This window comes from Streptomyces mangrovisoli (genome assembly GCF_000974985.2).
Lineage (GTDB): Bacteria > Actinomycetota > Actinomycetes > Streptomycetales > Streptomycetaceae > Streptomyces > Streptomyces mangrovisoli.
The window spans coordinates 107983-125832 of record NZ_LAVA02000036.1; the positions used below are offsets into that span (position 1 = coordinate 107983).

Consider the following 17850-nt stretch of genomic DNA (forward strand, 5'->3'; position numbering starts at 1 on the left):
CGGAGCAGGGCGGCACCGGAACCCGGGCGGGCCTGCCGCAGTCTCACTCTCAGGATCGGCGAAGGGAACGTTGTGGCCGGCAGCTTTGGAGACATCGAGCGCGTCGGAGTGGTCGGCTGCGGCCAGATGGGAGCGGGCATCGCCGAAGTGTGCGCCCGCGCCGGCCTGGACGTGCGGGTTGCCGAGACCACCGGCGAGGCACTGGAGTTCGGCCGGACCCGGCTGTTCAACTCCCTGGCCAAGGCGGCCGAGCGCGGCAAGATCAGCGAGGAGGAGCGGGACGCGACGCTGGCGCGGCTGAGCTTCACCACCGATCTCGGCGAGTTCGCCGACCGCGATCTGGTGATCGAGGCCGTCGTGGAGAACGAGCAGGTCAAGACCGAGATCTTCCAGGTCCTCGACCAGGTGGTGACCCGCAAGGACGCCATCCTCGCCTCCAACACCTCCTCCATCCCGCTGGTCAAGCTGGCCGTCGCGACCTCGCGGCCCGACCAGGTCATCGGCATCCACTTCTTCAACCCGGCCCCGGTGCAGCGCCTGGTCGAGCTGATCCCCGCGCTCACCACGTCCGAGGGCACGCTCAGCCGCGCCCAGCTGTTCACCGAGAAGGTGCTGGAGAAGCACGCGATCCGCGCCCAGGACCGCTCGGGCTTCGTGGTCAACGCGCTGCTGATCCCCTATCTGCTCTCCGCGATCCGGATGTTCGAGTCGGGCATCGCCAGCCGCGAGGACATCGACAACGGCATGGAGCTCGGCTGCGCCCACCCGATGGGCCCGTTGAAGCTGTCCGACCTGATCGGCCTCGACACCGTCGCCTCGGTGGCGCAGAGCATGTACGACGAGTACAAGGAGCCGCTGTACGCCGCTCCCCCGCTGCTCCAGCGCATGGTGGACGCGGGCCGCCTCGGCCGGAAGTCCGGCTCGGGTTTCTACCCGTACGCCTGACCCGTCGTTCCGTAGGCCCGACCCGACCTCCCGTACGCCTGACCCGTCGTCCCGTACGCCGGACCGGTCGTCCGCGGGCGACCGGTCCGGTCTCCTGGACACGCAGCGCGACATCCGTGGGCCCGGCATCCGAAAGGGTGCCGGGCCCGCGGCATTCGCACGCCGTGTGCGCGCCGGGCCCGCATATGCCGCCCGCACACTCTCCCCGCGCGCCCACCAGGCGAGTTGACTCTTCCTGCGCATGTACATGAGGTGATGCGACTACGGAAAGGAGCGGTTCGTGACCGCCGACCCCGAGCATCCCGTCGTCCAGGGAGAACTCGCAGAGTTACGACGCCGGCTCGACGTGGCGTACGCCCGCGTCGAAGGCGGACTGGCGTTGCTCACCCATCGCACCGAGGAGACCTCCAAGGAGCTGGACGCGGTGAACGCGCGTCTGGTCACCCTGGAGCACGCCCGCTGGCCGCTGCCCTCGATCGCGGCGGTCACGGGGGTGGCTGCCCTCGTCGTCACGGTCTGGCAGGCGCTCGGACGGTGACGGTCAGGCCACCAGGTCCTGTCCGAGCCTGAGGTGATGCAGCATCAGCAGCGCGGCCGCCATGTTGCAGGCCGGGATCTCACCGCGCGCGATCATGTCGGGGACGAGTTTGAGCGGGACCCATTCCCTGCGGTCCGACTCGAAGTCGTCGACGGGGTGTCCGACGTACTCGCCCTCGGCCGACCAGTAGATGTGGTGGCGGGCGTCCGTGAGCCCGTTGCACGGTTCCACGCTCATCAGGTGGTGCAGGGGCCCCGGCCGCCAGCCGGTCTCCTCCTCCAGTTCCCTGGCGGCCGCGCGGGCGATGTCCTCACCGTCCTCGACCACTCCCGCCGCGAGTTCCCAGCCCCAGCTGTCGGTGATGAAGCGGTGCCGCCACAGCAGCAGGACCTCGTTGGCCTCGTTGACGACCGTGGCCACGGCCACCGGCCGCAGCCGTATCAGGAAGTGGTCGAGGTGCCTGCCGTTCGGCAGTCCGACATCCGCCAGATTGACACGGAACCAGCGGTTTGAGTACACAGTTTGTTCGTTCTGTTTCGTCCACTGCATGGTTCTGCCACCTTCCGTCGAGTAAGTGGCAATATCGCAGCAGGGACGATGACGTGTCCGTGGCGCCGTCCGGGCCATGGGGGCGCAGCCCGGATCGCGAGGGGCGCGACCCGGATCACGGGGGCGCAGTCCGCGGCACAGGGGGCGCGGGCCGGACCAGGAGAGCGCCGTCCGTCTACAGCGGCACGCGGAGGGCTCCGTCGATGAGCTCGGCCGCCTCGGCGGTGCCCGCGCAGCCGCTGCGCACCAGGTGCTCGCGCACCGCCTTGAGTCTGTCGCGCAGCCGCTGGGACTCCATTCCGCGGGCCTGCTCGGCCATCTGCATCGCCGTGGCCACCGCCTTGTCCGCGTGGCCCTGCCGGAGCTCGATGGTGCTCAGCATCGCCAGCCGGTGCACCCGCCCCCGGTCGTGCGCGGGGTTGTCCACGGCGGCGGCCGCGTGCTCGGCCGCCGCAGCGAGTTCACCGAGACTCAGCAGCGCCTCCGCCACCTGAACATTCACCAGGCCCGGCTGGACATAGCCCGTCTCGTCCGGCTCGTAGCCCCGGCGGATGCGTTCGGCGGCGGTCTCGGCACGCCGGATGCAGGACAGCGCGCTCGTACCGTCGCCCAGGTGTGCGTACGCCTTGGCCTGCATCGCGTACAGGTCCGAGGCGAGGGCGGGGGTGATGTGCTTGCCCGCGGCCCGCAGCGCGGCCTCCGCGAAGGCGACGGCCTGCCGGTACTCCCGCATGAACAGCGCCTGGTTGACCAGGAGGGCGATCACATAGGCGCCGAGTCCCCGGTCGTTGCTCGCCTTTGCCAGCCTGAGCGCCTGGTGGAAGTAGCGCTGGGCGAGGCCGTGCGCGTCGGAGTCGTAGGCGCAGATCCCGGCGATCGCCACCAACCCGCCGGTGGCTCTGTGCAGGTGACGGCCGGTCGCGTCGGTGTAGGAGCCGCGCAGTAAGGGCGCCGCCTCGGCGTTGAGGAAGCCGACGATCCTGCTGCGGGTCGCGATGCCCCCGGTCTTGCGGTACATCTGCTCGTAGTGCGCGCGGGCGGCGCGCAGCATCTCCAGGTCGGCCGGGGTGACCCGGTGCCGGCCGCCGCGGGAGACGTCCACGTCGTCCGGCGGGTTCTCCCACTCCCACACCGGCATCACGGCGGGGGTGCCGGTGACCGCGGGGGCGCCCAGTATGTGCGGGCGCTGCTGTTCGTCGGAGCGCCACAGCGCGGTGGCCCGCTCGACGAAGCCGGAGAGCGAGGTGCCGTGCGGGACGGCGGGCTCGCCCGGCACGCCGAGACCGATGTCGTCGAGGGTGACGGGCCGGTGCAGCCGTCCCGCCAGCACCTCGCAGATCAGGTCGGGCACCTGGCCGCGCGGCCGCTGGCCCTTCAACCACCGGGCCACGGCGGTGTGTTCGTAGCGCAGGGCGAGTCCGCGCGCCCGTCCGGCCTGGTTGACGTGGGCCGCGAGCCCGGCGTGCGAGATCCCCGCCTCGTCCAGGATCGCGTCTAGCAGAGTGTTGGGCTGCATGGGTGCCCCCCGGTGGCTCGGTGCCGACAGAAGACTAGCGCCCGGGCAGGAAACATTTGTCCTGTCGAACGAACCCGCCGCGGCCCGGACGCCGGGGGCCTTCACACGGGGTGTGAACGGAGTGCTCGCATCCGGGCTGTGTGCACACTGTCGCGGAGAGTGCACAGCAGGTTGACTGAAACGCCTCGCCAAAGAGGCCGGCCGGGCCGCCGGCTCCCCCTCGTACAGTGCGGTGGCCCGATCCCGCGCCGTCCGCCCAGCTGCCTGCCCGACACTCCGTGGCAGGGCGGACGGCGCAGCCGACCCGGCGTGCCGGAGCATGCTCCGGGCGGGACTCCGGGCGCATCGCTCGGGAGGGCGTGACACCTCTCCCCCACAACGTCACGTCACGCGATGCGCCCGGTGCCCAGCCGGCTCGGTCGCCGGCGGGGCCGGGGACCGAGCGTTCCGGATGCGGTCGTTGTGCAGGACGACCGCGGCCATGTCGTCGTCGGGGGCCGGCCCGGTGTGCCGCAGCAACCGGGGGAAGACCACGCGCAGCACGGCCTGCGGGGAGAGGATCCCCCCGCGCACGGCCTCGCCGAGGACCTCCGGCAGGGGAAAGAACCGGCCATGTGCGTCACGGGCGTCTCCGACACCGTCCGTGTACAGGAACAGCGCCTCGCCGGGCCCGAGTCGGCCGAGCCGCTGCGGTCCGAGCGCGACGGGAAGCGGGAACGGCCCGAGCGGAGGCAGGGGTTCGGCGCCCTCCAGGGGGCCGACGCGGTCGGGGCCGAGCAGATAGGGCCAGGGGTGGCCGCAGTTGAGGGCGTACACGTCTCCCTCGGGTCGGATCTCCAGCAGCAGGACGGTGACGAACTCCTCGGCGACGGGGTTCGCCGGGTCCGCGCCGCCCCGCCCCCCGGGGCCCCTGGCGGGGTGTTCCTCACGGGCGCGTTCGCGCAGGTGGCGGGCGAGCGCGCGGTCGAGCCGGCGCAGTACGCCGCCGAGCGGGGCCTCGTCGTACGCGGCCTCGCGGAAGCTGCCGAGGACGGCGGCCACGGCGCCGAGGGCGGCGAGCCCGTGTCCGCGGACGTCGCCGATGAGCACCCGCACGCCGTGCTCGGTGGCGATCGCCTCGTAGAGGTCGCCGCCGACCGAGGCGCCACGCTCGGCGGGCAGCCCGACCGCGGCGACGCTCAGCAGGCCGACCCGCGGCGGCAGCGGCCGCAGCAGCACGTTCTGGGCGGCGCCCGCGACCCGGCGGGCCTGCCGCAGCTCGCGGACCAGGGCGCGGCGGACATGGCAGATCAGTCCGGTGCCGACCGCGAGGAGGACGGCACCGGAGACCAGCCGCGCGCCGAGCCCGTCCTCCTGGGCGAGCGGGCAGGTCAGTTTGTAGGTGATCGCCCCGGTCCCCCACAGCGCCGGCAGCCCCGTCCCGAGCGCGCGGCGCCAGGGCCGGCGACGGGCCCCGCGGGCCACCGCAATCCTCGTACCGATCATGCCGATGGCCCCCCAAGTAGGCCGTCACAGCGCGGACCGGCCCCGTAAGGCCGGTCCGATTCTGTCCATGCCGCCGACCCGGAGGGGACGGATCCCCCCACCCCCTCACCCGAACGAGTGAGCACCGTTCGAGGCCGTGCATTTATGCATTTATGCAGGTGAGGCAGGCCCGCCCGGCCGACGGCCGGGACGCCGTCGCCCGGCCGCCACGACGGGACCCGGCCGGTACGCCACGACTCGGCCGGTACGCCACGACCGGACTCGGCCGCCACGACACGACTCGGCCGGCTCCGGAAGGTTCCGGGGCCGGCCGAGGCGGGGTGTGTGGCGCGGCGGGACGCGCCCGGTGGGGCCGGGCGCGGGGTGCCGTGCCGGGGTCAGGCGCGCAGGGCCGCTCCCGTGCGCTCACCCGCGAGGGCGACCGCCGCGTCGCGGGCCGCCGACGCCTCGTCGACCGTCAGGGTGCGGTCGGCGGCGCGGAAGCGCAGCGCGTAGGCGAGGGACTTCTTGCCCTCGCCGAGCTGGTCGGCGTTGACGTAGACGTCGAACAGCCGGATCGCCTCCAGGAGTTCGCCGGCGCCCTCGCGCAGCGCCGCCTCGACGTCGGCGTGCGGCACGGAGTCGTCGACGACCAGCGCCACGTCCTGCGTCGCCACCGGGAAGGAGGAGATGCCGGGCGCCTGCGGCGTGTCGTCGCCGACCCGCTCCAGGACGTCGAGGTCCACCTCCATCGCCGCCGTGCGCGCGGGCAGCCCGAGGGCCTTCACCACGCGCGGGTGCAGCTCGCCCGCGTGGCCGACGACCCGCTCGGTGCCGTCGACGACGACCACCAGCTCGGCGCAGCGGCCCGGGTGCCAGGGGCCGTACTGCCCCTTGCGGACGGTCAGTTCGGCACCGGCCTCGGCCGCGACCGTGCGGGCGGCCTCGACCGCGTCCGCCCAGTCGGCCGGGCGGCCCTTGCCCCACCAGCCGGCCTGCTCGCGGGCGCCCGCGAGGACGACGGCGGCGTGCCGCGGCTGCTCGGGCAGGGCGGCGTCCAGCTCGGCGATCTCGGCGTCGGTGGGACGCCGGTCCACGGGCGGCCGTACCGCCACCGCGCGCTCCTCGCGCGGGTGGAAGACGAGCCCGGTCTCGAACAGGGCGAGGTCGTGCGCGCCGCGCCCGTCGTTGCGCCGCAGCGCGCCGAGCAGGCCCGGCAGCAGCGAGGTGCGCAGCGCGGGCTCCTCGTCGCTGAGCGGGTTGACCAGCTTCACGACCCGGCGGGCCGGGTCGTCCGCGTCGAGCCCGAGCTGCTCGAAGACCTGCTCCGAGACGAACGGGTAGTTCGGCGCCTCGACGTAGCCCGCCCCGGCCAGGGCGCGGCCGATCCGGCGGTGCAGCCGCTGACGGGGGGTCAGGCCGCGGCCCGCGGGGGGCTTGGGCAGCGTGGAGGGCAGGTTCTCGTAGCCCTCCAGCCGGATGACCTCCTCGGCGAGGTCGTTCGGCTCGGTGAGGTCGGGCCGCCAGGACGGGACGGTGACGATCAGCTCGTCCTGCCCGTAGACGTCGCAGCCGATCTCCTGGAGCCGTCGTACGACCGTCTCGCGGCCGTACTCGACGCCCGCGACCTTGTCCGGGTGGTCGGCCGGGGCGCTGATGGTGCGCGGCGCGGACGGGGCGATGACCTCGGTGACGCCGGCGTCGGCGGTGCCGCCCGCGAGCAGCACCAGCAGGTCGACCGTGCGCTGCGCGGCCGCGGAGGCGGCCAGCGGGTCGACACCGCGCTCGAAGCGGCGGGACGCCTCGGAGGACAGCTTGTGGCGGCGGGCCGTGCGCGCGATGGACACCGCGTCGAAGTGCGCGGCCTCGATGACGACGTCGGAGGTCGCCTTCTCGAGATCGTCGTGGTCGGCGATCTCGGTGTTGGCGCCGCCCATGACGCCCGCGAGGCCGATGGGGCCGCGGTCGTCGGTGATCACCAGGTCCTCGGCGTGCAGCGTGCGCTCGACGCCGTCGAGGGTGACGAGCTTCTCGCCCTCCTGGGCGCGGCGCACGCCGATGGTGCCCTGGACCAGGCCCCGGTCGTAGGCGTGCAGCGGCTGGCCGAGCTCCATCATCACGTAGTTGGTGATGTCGACAGCGAGCGAGATCGGGCGCATCCCGACCTTCTGGAGCCGGCGCTGGAGCCAGATCGGGGAGCGCGCCTCGGGGCCGAGGCCGGTGACCGTGCGGGCGGTGAAGCGGTCGCAGCCGACCGGCTCGGAGACCTCGACCGGGTAGCCGAAGGCGTTCGGCGCGGGCACGTCGATCAGGGCCGGGTCGCGCAGCGGCAGGCCGTAGGCGATGCCCGTCTCGCGGGCCACGCCGCGGATGGACAGGCAGTCGCCGCGGTTGGCGGTGACGGCGATGTCGAGGACCTCGTCGACCAGTTCGAGCAGTTCGACGGCGTCCTTGCCGACCTCGGTCTCCGGCGGCAGCACGATGATGCCCTTGGAGCCGTCGTCGCCCATGCCCAGCTCGTCGGTGGAGCAGATCATGCCGTGCGAGGTCTTGCCGTACGTCTTGCGCGCGGCGATGGAGAAGCCGCCGGGCAGCGTGGCGCCGGGCAGCACGACGACGACCTTGTCGCCGACGGCGAAGTTGCGGGCGCCGCAGACGATCTCCTGCGGCTCACCGGTGCCGTTGGCCTGGCCGACGTCGACGGTGCAGAAGCGGATCGGCTTCTTGAAGCCCTCCAGCTCCTCGATGGTCAGCACCTGGCCGACCACCAGCGGGCCCTTGAGGTCGGCGCCGAGGTGCTCGACGGCCTCGACCTCGAGGCCGGCCGAGATGAGCTTGGCCTGGACGTCGCGGCCGGTCTCCGTCGCCGGCAGGTCGACGTACTCCCGCAGCCAAGAAAGCGGGACCCGCATCAGATCTCCATCCCGAACGGCCGGGTGAACCGGACGTCACCTTCGACCATGTCTCGCATGTCCTCGACGTTGTGGCGGAACATCGCCAGCCGCTCGATGCCGAAGCCGAAGGCGAACCCGCTGTACTTCTCCGGGTCGACGCCGCAGGCGGTCAGCACCTTGGGGTTGACCATCCCGCAGCCGCCCAGCTCGATCCAGCCCTCGGAGGAGCAGGTGCGGCAGGGGCGGTCGGGGTTGCCGACGGACTCGCCGCGGCAGACGTAGCACACCATGTCCATCTCGGCGGACGGCTCGGTGAAGGGGAAGAAGTTCGGCCGCAGCCGGGTCTTCATGTCCTCGCCGAACAGGGACTGGACCATGTGGTCCAGGGTGCCCTTGAGGTCCGCCATCGTCAGGCCCTCGTCCACGGCGAGCAGCTCGACCTGGTGGAAGACGGGGGTGTGGGTGGCGTCCAGCTCGTCGGTGCGGTACACCCGGCCGGGGCAGATCACGTAGACCGGCAGCTCACGTTCGAGCAGCGAGCGGATCTGCACGGGCGAGGTGTGGGTGCGCAGCACGACGCCGGAGTCGGCGGTGCCGTCCGGGCCCTCCACGAAGAAGGTGTCCTGCTCGCCGCGGGCCGGGTGGTCCGGGCCGATGTTCAGGGCGTCGAAGTTGAACCACTCGGCCTCGACCTGGGGGCCCTCGGCGACCTCGTAGCCCATGGCCACGAAGACGTCCTCGATGCGCTCCGACAGGGTCGTCAGCGGGTGGCGGGCGCCGGCCGGCACGCGGTCGTACGGCAGCGTGACGTCCACCGACTCCTCGACCAGCACGCGCGCGTCGCGCTCGGCCTCCAGCTCGGTCTGACGGCCGGCGAGCGCCTTGTTGACGGCGCCGCGGGCCTGGCCGACCAGTTTGCCGGCCGCGGCCTTGGCGTGCGGGGGCAGGGCGCCGATCTCGCGGTTGGCCAGCGACAGCGGGGAGGTGCCGCCGGTGTGGGCGACCTTGGCCTCCTGGAGCGCGTCGAGGGAGTCCGCGGCGGCGAAGGCGGCGAGCGCCTCGTCCCGCATGCGCTCGATCTCTTCCGGTTTCAACGCCTCTACCTCGACAGGGTCGTACGACTTATTCGGTGCCGACATCTCTTCCCGTGCTTCCGATTGGCTGGCTGAAGGTCCCCGTCACCGGCGCTCGGGCCCGGTCGCGGTGGGACACAAAGGTGCCAAAGGCCGAGTCTAACGGGGTGGGGGCGGGCGGACGTGCCCGTGGGCCGGACAGCGGGCGGTCCCGCGGTCTCCGGCGTCGCTGGTTCTTGCGCCCGTGAGCGGCTCAGGTCAGATAGGCCGGCGTGCTCACGGGCAACGTAAATCGGAACTCGGCGCCACCGCCGGTGGCGCGGCCGACCGTGATGACTCCGCCGTGGGCCTCGACGATGCCCTTGACGATGTACAGCCCGAGGCCCGTGCCGCCGCGTTTGCTGCCCCGCCAGAAGCGGGTGAAGACGCGGTTCATGGACTCCTCCGGGATGCCGGCGCCCTCGTCGCTCACCGTGACCGACGTGCCGACGTCCTCCCCCTCCCGGGGGGACGGCGCGGGCGTGACGTCTATCGTGACGGTTCCCTCCCCGTGCCGCACCGCATTTTCGAGCAGGTTGCTGAGTACCTGGTCGATCTTGTCGGGGTCGGCCCAGCACGCGGGCAGCGGCTGCTCGATGCGGAGCAGGAACCGGTCGGCGGGCTGTCCGGCGGCGACGTAGGCCTGGATGTGGCGCCCCACGGCCGCGCCCATGTCGACGGGCTGGCGGCGCACCTCCAGCCGTCCGCTGTCGATCCGGGAGATGTCGAGCAGCTCGGCTATCAGCCGGGTGACGCGGTTGGCGTCGGCGTCGACGGTCTCCAGCATCAGCCGCTTCTGGTCGTCGGTGAACCGTTCCCACTTGGCGAGCAGGGTGGCGGTGAAGCCCTTGACGGAGGTGAGCGGGGAGCGCAGCTCGTGGGCGACGGTGGCGATCAGCTCGGCGTGGCTGCGCTCGGTACGGCGGCGGGCCTCGGTGTCGCGCAGCGAGACGACGACCCGGCGCACCGGGCCGCCCGCCTCGGCGCGCACGTACCGCGCGGTGACCAGGACCTCGCGGCCGCCGGGCAGCAGCAGGTTGCGCTCGGGCTGGCGCACCCGTATGCCGAGGCCGCCGTAGGGGTCGGTCAGCTGCCACCAGCGCCGCCCTTCGAGGTCCTCCAGCGGCAGCGCCGTCTCCAGGCGCTGCCCCAGGGCGTCCTCGGCGGAGCGGCCGGTGATGCGTTCGGCGGCGGCGTTGAAGCAGATCACGCGGCCCTGCTCGTCGGCGACGACGAGGCCGTCGGGCAGTTCGTCGGGGTCGATGCCGAGGTCGGCGAGGTCGTCGGTCCGGCGGGGCACCGCGGCGCGGCTCGCGTCCCGCGCCCCCCGCGCGCTGCTCGTGCCGACACCCATCCCCGTACCCAATCTCTCAGCCGAGGCCCCCGAGCTGGTCACCCTACTAGCTCTCGGTGACGGAGCGGCACCCTCCGGAGGCACGCTGTGCACGCGCCGACGCATAGAGACATACGGCGGCGGCGGTCGCGAGGTTCAGGCTCTCGGCCTTCCCGTGGATCGGGACGCGCACGACGGCGTCGGCGAGCGCGCGGGTCTCCTCGGGCAGGCCCCAGGCCTCGTTGCCGAACACCCAGGCGGTGGGGCCGCCCATGGTGTCGCCGTCCAGCTCGGCGTCGAGGTCGTGGTCGCCCGCTCCGTCGGCGGCGAGGATGCGTACGCCCGCGGCCCGCAGGCCCGCGACGGCCTCCTCGACGGGTACGCCCACGGCGACGGGCAGATGGAACAGGGAGCCCACGGAGGCGCGTACGGCCTTGGGGTTGTAGAGGTCCACGGAGGCGTCGGTGAGGACGACGGCCTCGGCGCCGGCGGCGTCCGCGCAGCGCAGCACGGTCCCGGCGTTCCCTGGGTCGCGGACGTTGGCCAGCACGGCGACGAGCCGGGGGCGGGCTTCGAGGACGTCCTCGAAGCGGGTGTCGAGGAAGCGGCAGACGCCGACGAGCCCCTGCGGGGTGACGGTGGTGGAGACGTCCGCGATCACCTCCTCGGCGGCGAGGTGGACACGGGCGCCGACGGCGCGGGCCGCACCGACGATGTCGGCGTAGCGCTCCGCGGCCTCGACGGTGGCGAACAGCTCGACGAGCGTGGCGCCGGCGGCCACCCGGTGCGCCGCCGCCTCCCGCACGGCCTGCGGCCCCTCCGCGAGAAACAGCCGGTCCTTGCCCCGAAAGTTCCGCCTGGCCAGCCGCCGCGCGGCAACCACACGCGCGGACCGAGAAGAGATCAACTCAGGAGAGACGGAGGACATCCTCTTGCTTTCTGACTTCCAGGAGCTTGCTCAAAGCGCCCCCGAAGGGGCGCGGGGAACTGCGCGACCAGCCACGACGGCCCGGCAGCCGAACACCGACCGGCAGGACCCAAATGGACAGGACCCGCAAGCTCTGAAGCCTGCGGGTCCTGAACATCACGGCCGAAGCCGGCGCAGCGTCACGCGGCCTTCGGCGCGTTGACGTCGCTCGGCAGCGCCTTCTGCGCCACCTCGACCAGCGCGGCGAACGCGTTGGCGTCGTTGACGGCCAGCTCCGCGAGGATCTTGCGGTCCACCTCGACGTTGGCGGCCTTCAGACCCTGGATGAAGCGGTTGTACGTGATGCCGTTGGCGCGGGCAGCGGCGTTGATGCGCTGGATCCACAGCTGACGGAAGTCGCCCTTGCGCTTCTTGCGGTCGTTGTAGTTGTAGACCAGCGAGTGGGTGACCTGCTCCTTGGCCTTGCGGTACAGGCGCGAACGCTGACCGCGGTAGCCGGAGGCCGCCTCGAGGATCGCCCGGCGCTTCTTGTGGGCGTTGACTGCCCGCTTGACGCGTGCCACTTTTTAACTCCTTGTAGCGGGGCCGTGGTTGGACTCACACGGCCCGGAAACGATTGGGTCCCGGTCCTGCTGACGTACGGCGCACGCTGATCCGTGGATCAGGCGCCGAGGCGTCACTTGCCGAGAAGCTTCTTGATCTTCGCGGCGTCGCCCGGGGCCATCTCGGCGTTGCCGGTGAGGCGGCGCGTCACGCGGGACGACTTGTGCTCGAGCAGGTGGCGCTTGCCGGCGCGCTCGCGGAGCACCTTGCCGGAGCCGGTGATCTTGAAGCGCTTGCTGGCACCGCTGTGCGACTTGTTCTTCGGCATAGCGCCGTTATCTCCTCGTCGGTGGCGCTCCGATGCCCGGTCGCGAAAACCGGGCACGGTGGAGCGTCGCTCTTGTTTCGGTTACATCCTGGGACGGGGCGTCCCCGGGATCACGCCTCGGCGGGTTCCTCGGCGGGCGCCTCGCTGGGCACCTCGTCAACCTCGGCGGCCTCGGCCTCGGCCTCGGCGGGGTTCTGCGACTTGCCGGGGTTGGCCTTCGCTTCCGCCTTGCGGGCTTCCTGCGCCTGCCTGGCCTCGGCCATCGCCTCGGTCTTCTTCTTGTGCGGACCGAGAACCATGATCATGTTTCGGCCGTCCTGCTTCGGGTTCGACTCGACGAAACCGAGGTCCTGGACGTCCTCCGCGAGGCGCTGCAGCAGTCGGTAGCCGAGTTCCGGCCGGGACTGCTCGCGACCACGGAACATGATCGTGATCTTGACCTTGTCGCCCTGCTTGAGGAACCGGACGACGTGACCCTTCTTGGTGTCATAGTCGTGCGGGTCGATCTTCGGCCGGAGCTTCATCTCCTTGATGACCGTGTGCGCCTGGTTCTTGCGCGCCTCACGGGCCTTCATGGCCGACTCGTACTTGAACTTCCCGTAGTCCATGAGCTTGCACACGGGCGGACGGGCGTTCGCCGCGACCTCGACCAGGTCCAGGTCGTACTCCTGCGCAAGCTCCAGTGCCTTCGCCAGCGGGACGATGCCCACCTGCTCGCCACTGGGACCGACAAGTCGCACCTCGGGAACGCGAATCCGGTCGTTGATGCGGGGCTCGGCGCTGATGGATCCTCCTCGGTTAGCACCACACGGCGGTCTGGCGGACAGCCGCGTATGTCTCTTTTCCGTAGACCTAACCGCGCCGAAGCACAAAAAATGCCCCGGACGATTCGCAGGCGGGGCTCCAAAAACACTACCGGAGCACCGCCGCGGTATGTCGCGGGGCGCTAATCGGGCGGCTCCATCGTCCGTACGGAACGATGGTGGCCACCTGACCGGGTGACCTGCCGTCCCGGGGGACGGTCAGGTGGGAGATCGGAGCCTCCACTTGTGGGCCGGGCACAGGAGTGTCCGGCCGGTCGTCACACAAGGTTAGCAGCAACGTGGGGGAACGGCTAATCGGTGCCTTCCGGGGCTCGATGCGCAGGCCGTGCGCCCCGGCACCTATCGTGTGGGGCATGAGTGACACCTCCCCCTCCCCCGAGAACGCCGACTTCGACGCCATGACCCGCGACATCGCCGAGGTCCCTGCGGTCGAGGTGATCGTGACGGTCGCCGTCAACCTGATGAGCGCGGCCGCCGTGAAGCTCGGGCTGACCGAGGAGGGCGACAAGTACAAGGACCTGGACGAGGCCCGCAAGCTGGTGAGCGCGCTCGCCGGCCTGCTCGACGCGAGCGCGACCGAGATCAGCTCCTTCCACGCGGCTCCGCTGCGCGACGGCCTGAAGTCGCTCCAGCTGGCGTTCCGCGAGGCGTCGATCGTCGCGGACGAGCCGGGCCAGGGCCCGGGCGAGAAGTACACGGGCCCGGTCTACGGCTAGTACCGGGACCCGGTCGTACAGCGGCGCGCCCGGCGTCAGACTCCCCGCTCGTACAGCGGCGCGCCCGGCGCCGCGGCGTCGGCCGGCAGCAGCGCCAGGTCGAGGCCGCGCACCAGCCGGGCCCGCAGCGTCTCGTCGGCGGCCAGCCGCCCGGCGACGGCGCGGGCGGCCTCGGCGGGCACGGCGGCCGGGTCGAGGACGAGGGCCAGGGTGCCGTCGGCCCGTCCCGGGCCCAGATAGGCGCGCAGCACGGCGGGCTCGGCGGCCACGGCGGCCCGCACCGCGCCGACCACCTCCGGATCGGCCAGCGGGTCGGTGGACGTGCGGCCCTCGGCGAGCGCCAGCAGCACCGGCCCGGTCAGCTCGAACGGCACCGGTCCCGCCATGTCCAGCACGACGGTGTCCGCCTTCTCGTGCGCGGCGGCCTGGAGCGCCTGGTGCAGCGGTACGGCGACCGGGCGCGCCGCCGGGTCCCAGCGGGCCAGCGAGTCGGTGGAGGTGAAGGCGGGCAGGGCGGTACGGCCCCCGGCCTTCAGGGTGGGCACCGCCATGTCGCTGGTCTTCTCGCGCCGCAGCCCGTTCTCGTCCTCCTCGACCTCGCCGAGCACGGCGACGACCGGGACGAGCAGCCGGGCGCCCCTGAGGGATTCCAGGACGGGCCCGAGCGCGCCACGGTCCTCGGCCCACGCCGCGAGCGCCGCGCTCAGCCGGGGGTCGGCCGAGCCGTCGTCGTCGGAGTAGCCGGGGTCGGGAATGTTCATCTTCGCCACGGTCACCGACCCTATCGGGGGGATGCTGCTGCGCTTGTGCGGCCCCCGAAACCACGCGGACACGGCCTTCACGCTTTTCTCAGAAAGCGCTGACACGGATCTCACGTTCGTCTAACGAAGCGCACAGTCGCCCCCCGGACCATCGCGGTCATGGAGTCCTCCAGAGCCGCCCGTCGCCGTGCCGCCCGTCCGTCCCGGCGCCGTCCCCTCCTCTACGTCACCCTCGCCGCGGTCGCGGTCGTGGGAGGCACGGCGGCGGGTACGGCTTATGTGAAGGCGCAGGCGCAGCCCGGTGGGAGCGCCGCGTCCTCGTCGCCGTCGGTGTCCGCCACGGCGCAGGCGGGCGGGGAGGCATCGGTGGAACCCGTGACACAGCCGGCGGTCGACTACGACGCCCTGATGACGAAGGCCGTGCGGACGGTGGCCCTGACCGGCGACCAGAAGGTCTCCGCGGCCGTGCTCGACATGGACTCGGGCACCAGCGCCACGTACGGCGACGCCGCGTTCGACACGGCGAGCATCGTCAAGGTCGACATCCTCGCGACGCTGCTGCTCCAGGCCCAGGACGCGGACCGGCATCTGACGTCGGCGGAGCGGACGTACGCCACCTCGATGATCGAGAACAGCGACAACGACTCCGCGTCGGCGCTGTGGAACATCATCGGCACGGCGAAGGGGCTGGACGCGGCCAACAAGCGGTTCGGGCTGACCGGCACCGAGGGCGGTGACGGGGTGCTGTGGGGGCTGACCCAGACGACCGCCTCGGACCAGCTCACGCTGCTCCAGCAGGTGTTCGGGGACGACTCGAAACTGAGCGACTCCTCGCAGTCGTACCTTCAGGGGCTGATGAAGAACATAGAGGCGGACCAGCACTGGGGGGTGTCGGCGGCGGCCGACGGCTCGCAGTGGGCGCTGAAGAACGGCTGGCTGGCGCGCAGCACCACCGGGCTGTGGGACGTCAACAGCATCGGCCGGGTGACGGCCGGCGGCAAGGACTACCTGGTGGCCGTGTTGTCCAAGGGGAGCACCACCCAGGCGAAGGGCATCACGCTGGTCGAGGCGGCGGCGAAGGCGGCGGTCGCGACCTTCACGGGCGAGGACGCGTCGGCTTCCGCGTCTGCCTCGGCGTCCGCGTCCGCGTCCGGTACGACGTCGTAGCGCATCCGCATCCGCAGCCCTAAGACGGTCGGGGGCTCAGCGGGGGGTGTGGCCCCGGCGGCGCCACAGGGCGACCGCCGCGATCAGCAGGAGGGCGCCGAGTCCGCCCGCGAGCGGGCCCGCCCAGCCCGGTGTGCCGTCGTCCGTCCTGGCGGCGTCGGGTCCCGGGCCGAAGTACCGCTTGTCGTACGCGGCCGCGTGCAGCTTCGCCGGGCGCAGCTTCGCGGCGGCCTTGAGCGCGGCGGCGGGGTCGATGAAGCCGAAGCCGCGGGAGTCGTCCCGGCCGCCGACGGGGGCGTTGCGGGCCGTGTCCTCCAGGAGCGTCTTGACCTGGGCGGGGGTCAGCTGCGGATACGCGGACTTGAGCAGCGCGACCGCGCCGGAGACGAACGCGGAGGCCGCGCTGGTCCCCCAGCCCTCGTAGTACTTGTGGTCCGGGTCGGCGATCACGACGTCGACACCGGGCGCGGCGACGGCGGAGTACCAGCGGCGGGTGGAGAACGAGGCGCGGGTGCCGTAGCGGTCCACGGCGGCGGCCGCGATGACGCCCGGGTAGGCGGCGGGGTAGGAGACGTGGTCGCCCTTCTCGCCGCCGTTGCCGGCCGACGCGACCACGACGACGCCCTTCTTCAGGGCGTACTGCACGGCCTCGTCCTCGGTCGGCTCGGGGTGCGCGGAGGCCGAGTCGTCGCCGAGGGAGAGGTTGATGACGTCGGCGCCGTGGTCGGCGGCCCAGCGGATGCCCTCGGCGAGGGCGTTGCCCCGGGTGGTGCGGGCCTTCGTGCGGGCGGAGTCGCCGTCCTCCAGGATCACCCGGACCGGGAGGATCTTGGCCTCGGGGGCGATGCCCATGACGCCCTCGGAGTCGCCCGCGCCGTGGCCGTGACCGGCGATGATCCCGGCCATGGCGGTGCCGTGCCGGGCCCAGGCGCGGTCGCCGCGCTTGGCGCCGAAGCCGATGAGGTCCTTGCCGGCCAGGACGTTGCCCTTGAGGTCGGGGTGGTCGTCCTCGACGCCCGTGTCGAGGACGGCGACGGTGACGCCCTTGCCCTTGGTGGTGCGCCACGCCTGCTCGGTGTGCATGGCGGACAGGGCCCACTGCTGGGCCCGGATGCTGTCGGCGTGCGCGGCGGTGGAGGGCAGCAGCGCGACCGACGCGGCCAGGAACAGGCTCAGCGCCGCTCCGGCGCGGCGCCTCACGAGGCGCCTCCGCCGGCCGTGCTCGGGCTGGGCGAGCCCCCGACGGCGGTACGGCGCAGGTCGCGGCCGATGCGGTCGGCCAGGCCCTGCGCCTCGTTGCCGAGGCCGGCCTGGGCGGGCGCCGTGGTGGCGCCGGACTGCTCGGCGTCGGCGGCGGGCTGCGGGGCGTCGACACTGCGGCCGTCGGCCCAGCCGGAGACGGCGTAGACCACGACGGGGGCGTCGGTGAACACGTTGATCGTCCAGGAGGCTCGCTGCTTGTCGCCGAACCCGGCCGCGGCGGTGCCCTTGGCGGCGTACGGGCGGGGCATGAGGTCGGTGCGGCGGTCGAGCCGCTCGTTCTTGAAGCGGGTGGCGAGGGCGTTCATGGCGGTGGCGTCGGCCTTGGTGAACATCAGGCCGACGGTGGTGACGTAGGACTGCGTGGCGTCGGTGTAGGTGGCGCGCAGCAGCCGCGCGCAGCCGACGGGGGCGAGCGCCTTCTTCAGCAGCGGGTCGAAGGCGTTCGCGCAGCCGCTGTCGGGGGCGACGGCGATCCGGGTCCAGGTGCGGTCGGCGCCGCCGGGGCCCGCGCCGGTGCCCGTGACGGTACGCGGGAAGAGCTGGTCGACGGGGATGCTGTGCCACAGGCCGCCGGCGGTGGCGTAGGCGTCCTGGTCGGGCTCGCCGCCGGAGCCGCCGGTGAGCCAGCTGCCGGTGACGGCGCCGCCGACGAGTCCGAGTCCGAGGACGACGCAGGCCGCGGCCGCGGCGGTACGCCCGCGCACCCGGCCGCCGAACGCCTCGATGCGCCGGGGGCGTTCGCCGTACCCCTCGGGCCGGGCGAACGACACGACGGTCGGCGCGGTGGGCTCGGTCGGCGGCAGGGCGGCGCTCCAGGAGAGCGAGGGATCGGGCGCGGGCGTGCCCGCCGGGGCGGCGGGGGTGGCCCGCGGCGGGGCGGCGGGCGGCGCCGCGGAGGTGACGCGCGGGTGGTACGGCGGCGCCACGGGCGCGCCGGCCTGCGGCGGGGTGCCGGACGGGCGCGGCGGG

The 17850-nt window shown here is 72.7% G+C and carries 16 protein-coding genes and 1 pseudogene; 4 read left to right on the plus strand and 13 right to left on the minus strand.

Translation table 11 applies throughout. The features are described 5' to 3' along the window. Window positions 1-72: 72 nt before the first annotated feature. Entirely contained in the window at window positions 73-945 is an 873-nt protein-coding gene (locus WN71_RS17365; RefSeq protein ID WP_079177918.1) for a 3-hydroxybutyryl-CoA dehydrogenase, read from the plus strand. Between the two features lie 280 nt (window positions 946-1225). After that, window positions 1226-1483: a hypothetical protein gene (locus tag WN71_RS17370; protein WP_046584500.1), complete on the plus strand. Its 258-nt coding sequence runs from the start codon at window positions 1226-1228 to the stop codon at window positions 1481-1483. A gap of 3 nt (window positions 1484-1486) precedes the next feature. Here WN71_RS17370 and WN71_RS17375 read toward each other — a convergent pair whose 3' ends face one another. The 10 genes and pseudogenes from WN71_RS17375 to infC all read right to left on the minus strand — a co-directional run bounded on the left by WN71_RS17375 (window position 1487) and on the right by infC (window position 12960). Continuing rightward, a complete protein-coding gene (locus WN71_RS17375; RefSeq protein ID WP_079177919.1) occupies window positions 1487-2032 on the minus strand; it encodes an NUDIX hydrolase in 546 nt (181 codons plus the stop codon). 175 nt (window positions 2033-2207) lie between these two features. Then, window positions 2208-3548 carry an NsdA family TPR-like regulatory protein gene (locus WN71_RS17380; RefSeq protein ID WP_046584502.1) on the minus strand — a complete coding sequence of 447 codons (1341 nt, stop codon included), beginning with the start codon at window positions 3546-3548 and terminating at the stop codon, window positions 2208-2210. Between the two features lie 381 nt (window positions 3549-3929). After that, complete coding sequence (locus tag WN71_RS17385) at window positions 3930-5033, minus strand: PP2C family protein-serine/threonine phosphatase (protein ID WP_079177920.1); 1104 nt, start codon at window positions 5031-5033, stop codon at window positions 3930-3932. A gap of 377 nt (window positions 5034-5410) precedes the next feature. Then, window positions 5411-7924 (minus strand): phenylalanine--tRNA ligase subunit beta, encoded by a 2514-nt coding sequence (gene pheT / locus WN71_RS17390; protein ID WP_046584503.1) that lies wholly within the window; start codon window positions 7922-7924, stop codon window positions 5411-5413. Then, the gene (pheS, locus tag WN71_RS17395) at window positions 7924-9045 is read right to left on the minus strand and encodes a phenylalanine--tRNA ligase subunit alpha (RefSeq protein ID WP_046584504.1); all 1122 of its coding nucleotides are present in this window, start codon (window positions 9043-9045) and stop codon (window positions 7924-7926) included. Before pheS ends, pheT begins: the two co-directional genes overlap by 1 nt. 187 nt (window positions 9046-9232) lie before the next feature. Beyond that, window positions 9233-10372 carry a sensor histidine kinase gene (locus tag WN71_RS17400; RefSeq protein ID WP_046584505.1) on the minus strand — a complete coding sequence of 380 codons (1140 nt, stop codon included), beginning with the start codon at window positions 10370-10372 and terminating at the stop codon, window positions 9233-9235. A gap of 46 nt (window positions 10373-10418) precedes the next feature. After that, window positions 10419-11279 (minus strand): TrmH family RNA methyltransferase, encoded by an 861-nt coding sequence (locus tag WN71_RS17405; RefSeq protein WP_046584506.1) that lies wholly within the window; start codon window positions 11277-11279, stop codon window positions 10419-10421. 179 nt (window positions 11280-11458) lie between these two features. Beyond that, a complete protein-coding gene (gene rplT / locus WN71_RS17410) occupies window positions 11459-11842 on the minus strand; it encodes a 50S ribosomal protein L20 (protein WP_020938960.1) in 384 nt (127 codons plus the stop codon). A gap of 113 nt (window positions 11843-11955) precedes the next feature. Next, entirely contained in the window at window positions 11956-12150 is a 195-nt protein-coding gene (rpmI, locus tag WN71_RS17415; RefSeq protein ID WP_003977225.1) for a 50S ribosomal protein L35, read from the minus strand. A gap of 110 nt (window positions 12151-12260) precedes the next feature. Next, a pseudogene (gene infC / locus WN71_RS17420) lies at window positions 12261-12960 on the minus strand (translation initiation factor IF-3). 367 nt (window positions 12961-13327) lie between these two features. On the opposite strand from infC, the gene WN71_RS17425 reads away from it, so the two are divergent. Next, a complete protein-coding gene (locus WN71_RS17425; RefSeq protein WP_046584508.1) occupies window positions 13328-13690 on the plus strand; it encodes a DUF1844 domain-containing protein in 363 nt (120 codons plus the stop codon). A gap of 35 nt (window positions 13691-13725) precedes the next feature. Here the strand turns inward: WN71_RS17425 and WN71_RS17430 are convergent, their stop codons facing one another. Continuing rightward, entirely contained in the window at window positions 13726-14460 is a 735-nt protein-coding gene (locus tag WN71_RS17430) for an SseB family protein (protein ID WP_046584519.1), read from the minus strand. Between the two features lie 150 nt (window positions 14461-14610). On the opposite strand from WN71_RS17430, the gene WN71_RS17435 reads away from it, so the two are divergent. Further along, window positions 14611-15618, plus strand: a complete 1008-nt coding sequence (locus WN71_RS17435) for a serine hydrolase (protein WP_046584509.1) — start codon at window positions 14611-14613, stop codon at window positions 15616-15618. Window positions 15619-15654: 36 nt separating this feature from the next. Here the strand turns inward: WN71_RS17435 and mycP are convergent, their stop codons facing one another. Both mycP and WN71_RS17445 read right to left on the minus strand, forming a co-directional pair. Next, window positions 15655-16818, minus strand: coding sequence for a type VII secretion-associated serine protease mycosin (gene mycP / locus WN71_RS17440; RefSeq protein ID WP_046584510.1), 1164 nt, complete (start codon window positions 16816-16818; stop codon window positions 15655-15657). Further along, a partial coding sequence (locus WN71_RS17445; protein WP_240529681.1) for a hypothetical protein occupies window positions 16815-17850 on the minus strand: 1036 nt, incomplete at its 5' end. The genes WN71_RS17445 and mycP, both read right to left, overlap by 4 nt.